We start from the raw sequence: 11974 nt of genomic DNA on the forward strand, positions 1-11974 counted from the left end.
TCAGACCCCCTGTTTAGATTCTAGAGAAACGTATGTCACGACTGGCGGTTCCTTCAATTCCACACCCATCGGTCTAATCGGATCTCTAAAGCGTATGAGCCTTTTTGAAGGTCCTGGAACCGACCCATGAAGAAGAACATAATGACTTGAAATCTTCCCGTAATGTAAGAATCCTCCCTTGGGTGTAACATCCAATCCATTATCACCAATCTTGAGTACTCTCTTGTTGAATTCAGTTCTTTGGTGATAACCGACTTGACCAGCCTGGGGAACTGTTGGTCTCACATAACCCGGTCTCTTAGGTCCCAATGTTCCCACTAACCTGCGATGCTTACTGTTTTTATGTGATAGTAACTTGATCCCCCAGCGCTTCACAGCGCCTTGAAATCCCTTGCCTTTCGTAACCGCTGAGACATCAACCATAGCGCCTTCTTTCGTGAAATCAGTTATCTTAATCTCTTTCCCAAGTAAAGACTTGGCATAATCTAATCTTTCTTGTATAGTCCCGCCACCTATGCGTATCTCCATGAGATCGCATTTCTTTTTAGGAATTCCAGTAACCAAGCGGGGCTGGGTATATGCGAGTATTCGCACATCATCTACTGAAGAAGCATCATAGTTAGTCCAGGCCTTCCCTGAATCATAATTCTTTGGAATAGGAAGTAATCTTCTTAGCTCCGGATCAAGTGTGGACGTCCAGACCTCGCCCATAGTTTTTAGCCCATAAGCTGTGTTTTCATACATCCTCACCGCAGCGACTTTCATTGGAGGTACCTCAATTATTGTAACGGGCACCTGCACCTCCGAACCAGATGTGGTGCTGGTTGGTCTGTAATCCACAATAAGAGCGTGAGTCATTCCGGCCTTGTACCCAGCAAACCCTTGTATCTTTGGACCATCCCCTATTTCTGGCCATGAATCCAGACGTGGAAATGGCCGCTTCGCTCTTTTCCGCGGCGAATACGCCTTTGAACCCCGAATAGGACGTCTTTTATTTGGCATGTCTTTCCCTCTTAAGCATCAGAGAGTACTCTCTCTTTGCTCCACGCGTTTCTTCAGACGAGCGCGACCAGCTCTGTCATCGACCGTGACACAACATTCCGCACCCAGAATACGAACAAGGGTGCGAACAAGGGTTGCACATCGCATTGCCCAATGTGTCTGGTCGATTGTCCTTATCGCGTTCAGCGGATTCTCGCATGAGAGTATCCCTATTTAAGCTATGCGGTTTCGAACCTTCATACCGAGAGCTAACACAAAGCCTATGCCCCGACTTCTATGAATTTCTCCAGTGTGACTTATTATCTTTCCATATCGTGCGATTATGTGCATGTTTGACAGCGGATATTAATAAGGCATATAATGCGATCATTTCATGAATTTTGCCGAAGGTTTTTGCAGACAAGTATACGAGTTACCACGAAATTCTTCATTTTATTGCAAAACCGGTTTTGTTTTCCTGTTTTGTTTTCCTGAATACCATAATCGGGCTTTCGTAGAAGTCACCTCCCGGCCATGATAATAGTGTGATCTTGAATAAATTCAAAGTTATGATCAAATCATCAAAACTGCATTCCTGAATGTTTTTGCTGCAACAATACATATGAAAAGAGCCTACATCGAATCCCACAGTTCGAATCAATTAAACTTCAAATCCTGCGAGGCTTTGTCATCGTATGCAAATGAAACCTTTTTCCATTTTCGCGAGGACGAATGCTGAGAAATCAGGATACGGAACCTCGAAATGTAAGATGAGTTTGAGAAATTATCTAGCTGGTAATGCGCGAAATGCATCCCTAGAGCTTACCTTCTCGAGCTTTTTTCTGTAATTTATTCCTGCGTTCCTTTGCCGTAAATCCAGTTGCCTTTTCAAGAAATTCGTTATATTTCTTGATCGTCAGAATGCTTACATTTTCTGGTGTATTAGTATCACTTACCGTGGCAACATACAGAGCTGACTTTCCGATCAATTTTGTCTCAAGCCTTTTGAGAGCTCCAAATGTTGTTACGTACATGTCGTCCTCCTGCCAGGCGTTTCCAAAAACCTGCTCTAAAATTTTCCTCAACCCGTCCCCTTCGAGCTCCTTATATTTCCCCTTTTTCAATTCATATTCCATCAAATCACCCCGCTTGCTACGATTCTATTCGCGCGGTTCAAGATTCAAGGCCGATCAGTCTCCACAAATGGAAAACGTATTTTCATTATCCATTTCATATTCAATGTATCTTTCAATATTAACACTGGATCCTGCTATACATCCAAATTCAAGTTGCGCTTTCCAATTATTCTTGCATGAACAATCAAGTGCATAAAATTCATTTGGATCTTGATTGAATGCATGGCGCTTCACCGCGTCGAGCACAACACGATCGCACTTCAAGCAATTATGCGCCCCTCTTAGCGTGCCAGCACCAGTAGGCGCAGAAAATATCCGAACTCCTTTTCTGATTTCTACATTCGACAGTACAGTGACTAGCGACCATAGCCACGGAGGTCTGTAATCCCCACGCTTCCACAAAACCTCAACGAGCGTTCCCTTTTGCACATTGACAGGATTGATCGATATACTTTCCGAGAATCTCGACGCAAATACAGCTGATTCGACTGTATCAAGGATCGCTGCACTCTCGTTCAAAAACGGGGGTTTAAGAAGTAAATATGTTCTTAAAGGAATGCCCCTTTCATTTAGATATCTCGCAGCCCTTTCGTATTCCGCAACAGTAAATCCTTTATTCACACATTTCTCAAGCGTACTATCAAATGCGCTCTCCAGTCCCATCGCTATTTCAAGCCTCGTAACCTGCAAATTGGAGATATTTTCATCCGTAATAAATTCTGGTCTTGATTCTATCAAGATTCTCCTTGCGTCGGAAAATGTTTCAAATATTTCCGCTCTTGAAGTCACAGGAACTTCGATTGGGTCAAGAAAGCTTCCAGAAGTATATATTTTAACATATTCCTCGTTTGAGTAGGCTTCCTTCAATTCATCAATCTGCGCATGAATGTCGTGGATATCAATGCGGGGATCGCTCTCGATATTATAGCCGCACATAAAGCATCCTTTTTTTCTAGCCCAATAACATCCAGAGGTCCTCAATATAGCGACGAATGTCTCGACTTTTTCTCCATCAATGATATCCCATTCCTTCCAATATGAAACGGGTGCCGATCTCTTCTTTGCGTAAATCATATCCCGGTGGAAAGATGACAATCGGGAAATAATATGTTTCGGCTCATCATGAACAGATTAAGTATCGACTCGTCATGATCGTTTTTCTTCAATGTAATCGACTATGGAATGAAAATGTTTTCCGAAAAGTGAATTCGCTAGTGAAAGTAAGGAGGACGTATTTTACAAAGATATTCGAGTCATCGATTTATGTATTTACATTACTCGAAAATCCACGTAAGATTAGCCGAGTGATATTTATCGAACATACAGGAAGCAACCATTAAACTACGTCTGTGGAATGCACATAAAAGTTCTGTATTTGAACGTCCAAATAAACGTGTTGACTCGAGTTTCTCGTTAGAGTGGCGATCACTCGATTCTTTTGTTTGGTTCTCGTTATCATTTTCTTGGCCTAAAAAAATTTACATTCTCCATATCTCGGAACAAGTTCCATTGATTAGCAATGGGTAACGGCAGAAAACATTCGGAAAAAGATGCGAGGAATCCGCTTTTTTTGAAAAAGGTGTTTTTTCTAATTCGGAAATATATTAATAGATTGGGGTAATTTCTCGGCAAGAGGGGTTGATTTTGATGACAAGGAAAATCATTGTAATAGGTAGTGGTGCAGCAGGTATGACAGCTGCATCAACGGCGAGGGAGCACAGCAAGGACGCAGAGATCACGGTATTTACGGAGGATGAATATATCGCGTATTCTCCGTGCGCAATACCGTTTGTGCTGGAGGGTAAGATCAAGGACTTCGAATCAATCGTTATGCACACTCCTGAATTTTACAAGAAAGAACGTAACATTATTGTACATACAAAAACAAAAGTAACAAGTGTTGATGTGGACAAGAAGATCGTAAAGATTGCCGACGGGACCGAGTACACTTATGATGCTCTTGTCGTCGCAACTGGCGGCACCGTCTTTATTCCGCCTGTTGAAGGTGTGAATCTGCCTGGAGTCTTCACGGTGCGAAACATAGCCGATGGAAAAGCGATTCAAAAAGCCATGAAAAATGCAAAGTCTGTCGTCGTTGCTGGTGCTGGCGTAATTGGTCTAGAAATGGCAGTTGCTTTTAAACACGCAGGCCTTGATGTGACGGTCATCGAAATGTTCCCTCAGGTCATTCCAAGGATTTTCGATTCTGATATGGCAAAATTGGTTCAGGAATACTGCGAACAGCAGGGAATTAAATTTGTACTCAACACACCAATAGGTGGAATTAAGGGCAATGGAAGGGTTGAGAAAGTTGTCGCAGGCGGTAAAGAATATCCATGTGACTTTGTCATTATGGCCACAGGGGTCCGCGCAAATCTAGAACTACCCAATATTATGGGTCTCGATATCGGGCCACTGGGGGCAGTGAGAGTTAGTCCTACACTGCAACCCTACAAGAAAGGACGCCTCGTTAAGGACGTTTATCTCGCTGGTGACCTGATTATGGTCGAAAGCGCAGTTGTACCAGGACCGACTATGAGCCAACTAGGATCTAGCGCTGTAAGACAGGGACGGGTTGCCGGCATCAATGCAGCTGGAGGATATGCGTTCTACCCAGGCGTGCTCAGCGCATTCATAAGCAAGATTGGAGATTTGGAAGCGGGTGGAACAGGGTTATCAAAAGGTCTCGCAGATTATTATGGTCTGAATGTCGTTGAAGGCAAGGCTACGGGGTTGACCAGAGCAAGATATTATCCAGGCGGAAAAAAACTTACAGTAAAGATTCTAGTGGATAAAGATACCCACAAGATCCTGGGTTCGCAGATCGTTGGTGGAGAAGAAATTACTGGCCGTGTCAATTGGCTTACAGCTGCAATCGTAAAGGGAACCACTGTCGAGGAATTCGTTTCTTCCTTTGAAAATGCATACTGCCCGCCCACCAGCATGGTCATGGATGTTGTCAATCTGGCTGCTGAAGATGCGGCTAAGAAGCTATGATTATCAAAATAACCAATTGGAGGGAGTGATACGGCAACCGTGACTTTCAAGACCTTTGGACATATAGCCGCTGCGGTTGGGGTAACAGAGGCAAGGGTTGACGTCAGTGGGAACACTGTTCAAGATTTCCTTCACTCCCTTACTGAGAAATTCGGTGAAAGCATTTCAAAAATCCTTTATCCAAAAGGATCAGAATTATCAGAAGTGATATACATCCTGGTCAACGGTAGAAACATAAGACATTTGAGTGGACTGCAAACACAAATCAAAGACGGCGATATCATCTCAGTGTTCCCGCTCACTGCTGGCGGCTAATGTGCTTAGAGTTTTGCCTTCCAATAATTTTTATTTTCTTTTTGCCATACTTTTCTTATTGTCGTTCGAGACATACATACAACTCTTCTAGCTATTGCAATTATTAGTATTGTCGATACATCCGTAATCATGAATTAACATCAATTATCGGAAATGTTTTATTTGGAAATATTGGTTACCGACTTTGATCTCATGGATACAGAAACACGCTATCAAATTCTAGCGAGGAATACCGAAGAAATCGTAACACCAGAGGAAATGCGCAAATTGCTCGAAACGGAGAATTCTCCGCATGCGTACATTGGCTTTGAACCTTCTGGACTTGTTCATCTAGGATGGATTATATGCGCTGATAAGATTATGGACTTTATAAATGCCGGATTTAGATTCACGATATTCTTTGCTGATTGGCATGCCTTTATAAATGATAAACTAGCGGGCAATGTTAGCAACATTAGAACATGCGCAAGCTACATGGAAGATTGTTTTGAAGCGCTCGGTGTTGAAAGGGAGAAGGTCAATTTTCGACTGGCATCAGAACTTATGTCAAATATTTCTTACTGGGAGAAGGTCATTCGAATAGGAAAGGCCTCTACTTTAACGAGAATAAAGCGAGCTATGACAATTATGGGCAGGCAGGAAGAGGAGGCTGATCTCGACTCCTCTAAGGTAATATACCCATTAATGCAAGCGGCAGATATCTTCGAGCTCGACGTCGATGTCGCGTACGCCGGAATAGATCAGCGAAGGGCACATATGCTAGCGAGGGAAGCCGCAGAGCGATTGAAGTGGAAAAAGCCTATAGCGCTCCACACTCCGCTTTTACCAGGTCTTCGTGGCGGAAATAGAATGGATCCCATTTCATCAAAAATGTCAAAGAGCGATCCTGATAGTGGAATTCTCATCCATGACTCAGCAGAAGACATCAGGAGAAAAATTAGCAAGGCCTTCTGTCCACCAGAGGCTGAAGGTAATCCTATACTTCTCTTGTTTAAATTCGTAATATTTAGTCGGAAAAAAGAAGTGATTATAGAACGCCCACAAAAATATGGAGGCACCATCATTTTTTCAAATTATGATGAGTTAGAAAAGATGTATGTGTCAGGAAATGTACATCCAATGGATCTCAAAAATGGGGCCGCAGAAGCACTAATCGAGATACTCAAGCCTGTAAGAGACTATTTTGTACGCAAGCCTGAAAAATTAGAAGTCATGAAAAGAATCGTTTCTGGCAATTATTGAGTGACCTTGCTCATCTCATTGATGTTCGATTTTCTTCAAAAAATCCAGCGCACGCTGCATGCACATATTGAGAATTGCTTCAATATCGCCTATTCCCATGAGTCCTGCCGCCCCACCGTGACCTCCACCATCGTTCGATGTCTCAGTCCCTATGTCTTCCAACAACTTCCCAAGATGCAGACCTTTCCTGACGACTTCGGGCCTGGCCCTTGCACTAACCCTAAAAGCTTCGTTTCTTTGAGAGCCGACAAAGGCAACGTCTGCTCCAAGCGCAATCAGAGCTTTGCATACAGAACTCTCAAATGCGCTACCATGCGAAATCGCTACGATATAGCCGTTCGTTCTTTCGAATCTCAGTCTTTGAGCCCCTTTAAGCTGGGATATCCTCTCGGACACATCAGGCTCTACATCGATAAGACTCATTACTTCATCCATGTTGATATTCAATTCCTCCATGATTTCAGAAAAATCCCTCAATAGAGAAGGAGTTGCGAAGGCGAAGTGCCCGCTATCAGTGAGCATTCCCGAGAGTAGTGCCATACCAACTGCCCTTTCCATTTGGATACCAGCGATCTTCAGCAGCCTGTATGCAATTTCCGCGCAACTTCTCTTCGATTCATCGCAATAGTAAGTGCATCCTGACCATCGATCAGAAATTGCGTGATGATCAATTACTATGCAATTTTTTAGTAACGGGAGGGGCGTGTTCAATTGATCAGGAGAGGACGTATCGACGATCACGATTATCTCATAATCAGCGAAGTCTATATTTTCCTGCACTTTTATTTGCAATTTATCCATCATGATCTTTGATACTCTATCTAGCCCGCCAGGAGCGACAATAATTGAATCTCCAAAGCCTCGGCAGATTGCAAAAGCAGAGCCAAGTGCGTCGGGATCGGCGTTACCGTGAAGAAGAATGGCTTTTTTTCCGGTCTGAAGTTTTTTTGCGATATGCGTCAGCATCCTAATTTCGGTGAATGCCGTTGGACTATATGCACATTTCGTAATCAACATCGGAGTACTGACCCAGCAAACATCTCAAATTCAAGCCAACGCTTCGCTTGTCAATTACTGAAACGCAGATTCGTAATTCAACCACGAAAAATATGATTTCGGGAGATCATGAAAAGAGCTATTAGCGAATGCTCAATCCATCATAGTAATTGACATAGACACATGGCATATTCTTAATATTAATGAATTCTCGAAAGATGCGGCCGTGCTCCAGGCTATCCGGCTGATTCCTGTTTGGCTCCCAATGCCTTAGATATTTGGTCTTGCAGTGCCTGGTAACGCTCTCGAAGAGCCTTTTCTTGTCGATCAAGAGTCTTCACACGAATCTCTAAAGTTTCTTTATCTTCCTGAATTTCGTGCACTACACTTTCCTTGTCTCTTGCTTTGATCAACAGTGAACCTACACTCCTGTATATCGGCACGTCATCTGTGATTTTAGCCAACTCTTCGAGCGTACGGTCAATCTCTCTCAGTTGTGCTTCCATCTGGAATTTCTGAGTAAGAATTGCCTGAAGCTGTTGCTGCAATTGCTGAAACTGAGCAATCTGATTTTGTAGCTTGGGACTCAATTCATCCATTTTTCTCACCTACCATTAATGTAATCTCTTCTGCCAATTTTATCCATCGAAGATAAGAATTGAGAGCTGCTCTCAACGCCGAAATATCCGCGGCCTTGATCTTGAGTACCAATTCATCGGATTCGAAACGCGCCTCAACCTCGGTTTTTGGAATTTCCCTACCTGTTTCAGGCATAATTGCTTCGTGTATTAATCTCGCTATGGGCGTCGAATACCTCAGCATTGCTCTATGCATCTCAATTCCATGCCTATTTTGCCTTGATGACCTTCTTCACATTAGGCCTCTCCTTGTAGAAGATCTTTGATCCGCATGCCTCACACTGAATACCCACAGTGTTGACATTTGAATGTATAGGCTTATGGCATTTTCCACACTTATACAGATCATTCACCCCCCTTCGCTTCTTCCTTCAACACCATTTCCTCAGATGTGATTTTCTTCGTCGTCGGTGAATAAGCACCGGCTGCGAACTTTATTTCGCAGTGACGACATGCCCATACACCCGATGCCACCCTTCTTACGCTGATATGATGACAATTGGGACATTCGTATCTGCTTTTACTGAGCTTTTCAATTTCCTTATAGAGCTTTCTTACGCGTACGCCGTACCTCGCACCAAATCTTCCAGCTGTTCCAACTTTCTTGGTTCCTTTTGACATCCGCATCACCTAACCAATTTTCTCAGTTCATTTCCCAATCTCTGAGAGGTTTCAATAATCTTGCGTACTTGATCTATTGTGAGCGATCCCTTAAGTCCCTTCTGCATCGCCCTGATGTCCCCATTCTCATCGGTGGTTACCGTAAGGCGAGCGGAAGCAACTTTTTCTTCATCGAGAGTTGGATCGACCAATATAGAATTTTCGATTTGCACTGATGTGACCGACATGGGTAGACATTTAATTGGAAGCGGGAAATCTTCGCCCTTTCCAAATCTAGAAGCAGGAACGATTGTTGACTTGAGTGCTGCCACAGTTCCGAGAAATGAAGCGTCAAAAAGGTTTCCATCATAATCCAGCACATATATATCAACAAAACAGATCCATACCTCTTCATTTGGCACAATACAGAGTGCCTCGAGATCGATCATCTCACTCTCCCTTATACCCCTGTCGACAACCCTCGCGAGCTCAATTGCATTTTCATCGGGGGGGCCGGGCTCAAAAGTAGGTGACGCAAGAGGAATGAGCTCTGCATTTGTGGCAAGCACGCCCTTGTCTGGGGTATCTGGAAATGGGATGCCAGTCTCCATTTTCACACCGATCAGCACATCAGTATTACCAAGTTTGACCCTTGCAGAACCTTCCGCTGTTTCGGTAAACTTCACTTGGATTGAAATGTCCCGGAATTCATCCCAGTTGCGCCCATCAACCCTTTTGCCTCTAGCAAGCAATCTATGTATGTGATCCTTCTTTATTTCTGACATGATGGACCGGGCCATGTTCACTCCTCCATAGAGGTCTGCACTTGCTGTGCATCTTCAAATGATTCAATCTCTTCAACAGCGTATCTCCGCCTCAGAGCGTCCTTCTGAAGCTGGTAAATCTTCTCACATGCACGATAACCCATTTCAATCCCTTTATTAAACTCATCAACAGTCATGTGACCGTCCATCTGTAGCAGAAGAACTTCCCTGGTTCTTGGAATAATCGCCATTGGTAAGTCCGCTTGACCATGATTGTCCTCCTCCTTTGTTAAATCCAGGACAACATGATTGTCTACCTTGCCAACAGCCACAGCAGGAATGAGATCTCTCATTGGCACGCCTGCGTCTGCGAGAGCAACAGAGGCCGCAGTTAGTCCCGCGCACCGCGTTCCCGCATTCGCTTGGAGTATTTCGATGTAAACATCGATTGATGTCCGTGGGAAATATTCCGTGAATATAACGTATTCCAAGGCTTCGGCAATTATCTTAGATATTTCCACCGACCTGCGATCCGGTCCAGGCCTCTTTCGCTCCATTACAGAAAATGCAATCATATTATATCGGCACTGAACAAGAGCTTTAGAGGGGTCCTGAAGATGTCTCGGATGGCATTCCCTCGGACCATATACAGCCGCTAACACCTTATTTTTTCCCCACTCAACATAGGCTGATCCATCAGCTCTCTTCAGGACACCAGCCTCAATCTTAATTGGTCTAAGCTCATCGACCTTTCTTCCATCAATTCTTAATCCATTTTCATCAATCAATCTTAACGTTTCCATAAAATCACCGCGAAATTCAAGTTCAAACACTCCCATTTGCGCTCTGGCGGGTCATTGTTTCAAGGTACTCCTTGACCCTTTCCGTGAGACGAAGGGTTTGAGCGCCCTCTTCAATCATTTTTATTGCCCTTATAGCTATGACAATATTCTCAATATCCCCATCTAACCAGATACGGCCATTTTGCCCGACATAAATGCGGCAGTTGGTATAACTCTTTATCATCTGGATCATGGAACCGCCTTTTCCAATCACTCGTGGCACCTTGCTGTGAGATATGTCGATGACCTGTCCACCTTGTAGCTTGCGCAGTCCTTGCTCCTTCATCGTCACCTGAACTCTTTTTGTTTCATCTACCATGAGAACCTTGGCAAGGATCGTGTCACCCATGTTTAGATACCTAGCCGTATCTCCAAATTCAACCTTCCATGGAACCTCAGTCACATGCAATGGAGCTGGATATGGAGAATTTATGTCCACAAGCCAGTTTGAAGGCCCTATGTCAACAATTTTCCCAATAACCGTATCTCCTGGCGAGGGGATGTAAGGACCACCTAGCGGTATAACATTGATGAAATTCGACTTAATATTTTTTATACCAAGCTGAGAAGCATAGATCTTTCCATCACGAACGTATGTCCCATCACCGGGTTTGAGTTTTCCCGAGTCCAAGAGATCTCCTGGGACGACGAGTTCTCTAATCGGTCTCGGAATGTTTTCCCTTTCTTTGCTAAGAGCTCTATCATTTTCTCTCATAATCTCGTCACTCGCTTTCATCTTTCATTATAATGGTTTTTCAAATTCATTTGAGTATTTTTGCTTCCACGTTACCTCTCGTCTTCTCATTGAGACGATTTAGAAACTCATCTCTCATTCCGGCGGGAAGCTCGATTACTCCGATCCAGCTACCGTTAGCCTGCCACTCTTCCTTTGTAATCTTTCCCATATGAACAATGTCCTCGTAGCAACGTCCGTACGCCTCTCCAGACAACCTTACTGCAATCCTCACCTTATCGAAACGAATTGGAATGATCGGCCTGAGTGCTTCTAGGACCGTTTTTACTTGCATTTCGACGGGCTTGAACGGATCGATGTGAACCCGCGCCTCTTCCATCGCAAGTTCGATTCTCTGGGGGGGATGTGGAGCGCCAGTCTGTGGATTGATTGCATTTCGTGCTATTTCTGCGATTATCCTTTTCTTCTTACTCTCTTGCATTTCCCTACGTTGCTGCGTCGTAAGTTGGACTTCGCCCTTAAGTATAATTTGCTTTGCCACCTGGACAGGATCAGTTGTGCCAAAGACTTCTTTGATCTTTTCTTCAGATGGCCGGGTACCTTTTCGTGCATTGCGAAAAATCTCATCAATGACCATGTAATCTGTAAGCTCCACTTCCTTTCCTTCTCTGATTAAATTCACGACCTTAGGATCGATCAAAATCTCGAAAGTCTCGCCGTGGGATTCGAAGCGCGCGATTATCGCAGTTTCAATATCGACCATCTTAAC

Annotated in this window: 15 protein-coding genes; 3 read left to right on the plus strand and 12 right to left on the minus strand. The window is 43.8% G+C overall.

Features of this window, described 5'->3' with window-relative positions; translation table 11 throughout:
• The 3 genes from QW087_01165 to QW087_01175 all read right to left on the minus strand — a co-directional run bounded on the left by QW087_01165 (position 1) and on the right by QW087_01175 (position 3191).
• Entirely contained in the window at positions 1-1002 is a 1002-nt protein-coding gene (locus QW087_01165) for a 50S ribosomal protein L3 (GenBank protein ID MEM2943339.1), read from the minus strand.
• Positions 1003-1796: 794 nt separating this feature from the next.
• Complete coding sequence (locus QW087_01170; GenBank protein MEM2943340.1) at positions 1797-2117, minus strand: DUF5611 family protein; 321 nt, start codon at positions 2115-2117, stop codon at positions 1797-1799.
• Positions 2118-2171: 54 nt separating this feature from the next.
• Complete coding sequence (locus QW087_01175) at positions 2172-3191, minus strand: archaeosine biosynthesis radical SAM protein RaSEA (GenBank protein MEM2943341.1); 1020 nt, start codon at positions 3189-3191, stop codon at positions 2172-2174.
• A 573-nt stretch (positions 3192-3764) separates the two neighbouring features.
• On the opposite strand from QW087_01175, the gene QW087_01180 reads away from it, so the two are divergent.
• The 3 genes from QW087_01180 (at position 3765) to QW087_01190 (ending at position 6671) form a co-directional block, all read left to right on the plus strand.
• Positions 3765-5114, plus strand: a complete 1350-nt coding sequence (locus QW087_01180; GenBank protein ID MEM2943342.1) for an FAD-dependent oxidoreductase — start codon at positions 3765-3767, stop codon at positions 5112-5114.
• 39 nt (positions 5115-5153) lie between these two features.
• Entirely contained in the window at positions 5154-5429 is a 276-nt protein-coding gene (locus tag QW087_01185) for a ubiquitin-like small modifier protein 1 (protein MEM2943343.1), read from the plus strand.
• Positions 5430-5600: 171 nt separating this feature from the next.
• The gene (locus QW087_01190) at positions 5601-6671 is read left to right on the plus strand and encodes a tyrosine--tRNA ligase (protein ID MEM2943344.1); all 1071 of its coding nucleotides are present in this window, start codon (positions 5601-5603) and stop codon (positions 6669-6671) included.
• 15 nt (positions 6672-6686) lie between these two features.
• On the opposite strand, the gene QW087_01195 is transcribed toward QW087_01190, so the two are convergent.
• The 9 genes from QW087_01195 to QW087_01235 form a co-directional block, all read right to left on the minus strand.
• The gene (locus QW087_01195) at positions 6687-7637 is read right to left on the minus strand and encodes a DHH family phosphoesterase (GenBank protein MEM2943345.1); all 951 of its coding nucleotides are present in this window, start codon (positions 7635-7637) and stop codon (positions 6687-6689) included.
• Positions 7638-7903: 266 nt separating this feature from the next.
• Positions 7904-8266, minus strand: a complete 363-nt coding sequence (locus QW087_01200; protein MEM2943346.1) for a prefoldin subunit beta — start codon at positions 8264-8266, stop codon at positions 7904-7906.
• The gene (locus QW087_01205; GenBank protein MEM2943347.1) at positions 8259-8501 is read right to left on the minus strand and encodes a KEOPS complex subunit Pcc1; all 243 of its coding nucleotides are present in this window, start codon (positions 8499-8501) and stop codon (positions 8259-8261) included. The genes QW087_01200 and QW087_01205 overlap by 8 nt, the downstream gene beginning before the upstream one ends.
• 13 nt (positions 8502-8514) lie before the next feature.
• A complete protein-coding gene (locus QW087_01210) occupies positions 8515-8658 on the minus strand; it encodes a DNA-directed RNA polymerase subunit P (GenBank protein MEM2943348.1) in 144 nt (47 codons plus the stop codon).
• On the minus strand, positions 8651-8926 hold the full coding sequence (locus QW087_01215) for a 50S ribosomal protein L37ae (protein MEM2943349.1): 276 nt from the start codon (positions 8924-8926) through the stop codon (positions 8651-8653). Before QW087_01215 ends, QW087_01210 begins: the two co-directional genes overlap by 8 nt.
• Before the next feature lie 5 nt (positions 8927-8931).
• Positions 8932-9705 (minus strand): exosome complex protein Rrp42, encoded by a 774-nt coding sequence (gene rrp42, locus QW087_01220; GenBank protein MEM2943350.1) that lies wholly within the window; start codon positions 9703-9705, stop codon positions 8932-8934.
• Positions 9706-9707: 2 nt separating this feature from the next.
• Complete coding sequence (gene rrp41, locus QW087_01225; GenBank protein MEM2943351.1) at positions 9708-10472, minus strand: exosome complex exonuclease Rrp41; 765 nt, start codon at positions 10470-10472, stop codon at positions 9708-9710.
• 22 nt (positions 10473-10494) lie between these two features.
• The gene (gene rrp4, locus QW087_01230; GenBank protein ID MEM2943352.1) at positions 10495-11247 is read right to left on the minus strand and encodes an exosome complex RNA-binding protein Rrp4; all 753 of its coding nucleotides are present in this window, start codon (positions 11245-11247) and stop codon (positions 10495-10497) included.
• 25 nt (positions 11248-11272) lie between these two features.
• On the minus strand, positions 11273-11968 hold the full coding sequence (locus QW087_01235; GenBank protein MEM2943353.1) for a ribosome assembly factor SBDS: 696 nt from the start codon (positions 11966-11968) through the stop codon (positions 11273-11275).
• Positions 11969-11974: the final 6 nt, after the last annotated feature.

The sequence above is a fragment of the Methanomassiliicoccales archaeon genome (genome assembly GCA_038850735.1).
In the GTDB taxonomy this organism is placed as follows: Archaea; Thermoplasmatota; Thermoplasmata; order Methanomassiliicoccales; family JACIVX01; genus JACIVX01.

Excerpts from the sequence above, each read along its gene's own strand:
- QW087_01235 (MEM2943353.1), bottom strand. The coding sequence starts at position 11,968 with ATGGTCGATATTGAAACTGCGATAATCGCGCGCTTCGAATCCCACGGC.
- rrp41 (MEM2943351.1), bottom strand. The coding sequence starts at position 10,472 with ATGGAAACGTTAAGATTGATTGATGAAAATGGATTAAGAATTGATGGA.
- QW087_01175 (MEM2943341.1), bottom strand. The coding sequence starts at position 3,191 with ATGATTTACGCAAAGAAGAGATCGGCACCCGTTTCATATTGGAAGGAA.
- QW087_01205 (MEM2943347.1), bottom strand. The coding sequence starts at position 8,501 with ATGCATAGAGCAATGCTGAGGTATTCGACGCCCATAGCGAGATTAATA.
- QW087_01165 (MEM2943339.1), bottom strand. The coding sequence starts at position 1,002 with ATGCCAAATAAAAGACGTCCTATTCGGGGTTCAAAGGCGTATTCGCCG.
- rrp42 (MEM2943350.1), bottom strand. The coding sequence starts at position 9,705 with ATGGCCCGGTCCATCATGTCAGAAATAAAGAAGGATCACATACATAGA.
- QW087_01200 (MEM2943346.1), bottom strand. The coding sequence starts at position 8,266 with ATGGATGAATTGAGTCCCAAGCTACAAAATCAGATTGCTCAGTTTCAG.
- QW087_01215 (MEM2943349.1), bottom strand. The coding sequence starts at position 8,926 with ATGTCAAAAGGAACCAAGAAAGTTGGAACAGCTGGAAGATTTGGTGCG.
- QW087_01195 (MEM2943345.1), bottom strand. The coding sequence starts at position 7,637 with ATGCTGACGCATATCGCAAAAAAACTTCAGACCGGAAAAAAAGCCATT.
- QW087_01170 (MEM2943340.1), bottom strand. The coding sequence starts at position 2,117 with ATGGAATATGAATTGAAAAAGGGGAAATATAAGGAGCTCGAAGGGGAC.
- rrp4 (MEM2943352.1), bottom strand. The coding sequence starts at position 11,247 with ATGAAAGCGAGTGACGAGATTATGAGAGAAAATGATAGAGCTCTTAGC.
- QW087_01180 (MEM2943342.1), top strand. The coding sequence starts at position 3,765 with ATGACAAGGAAAATCATTGTAATAGGTAGTGGTGCAGCAGGTATGACA.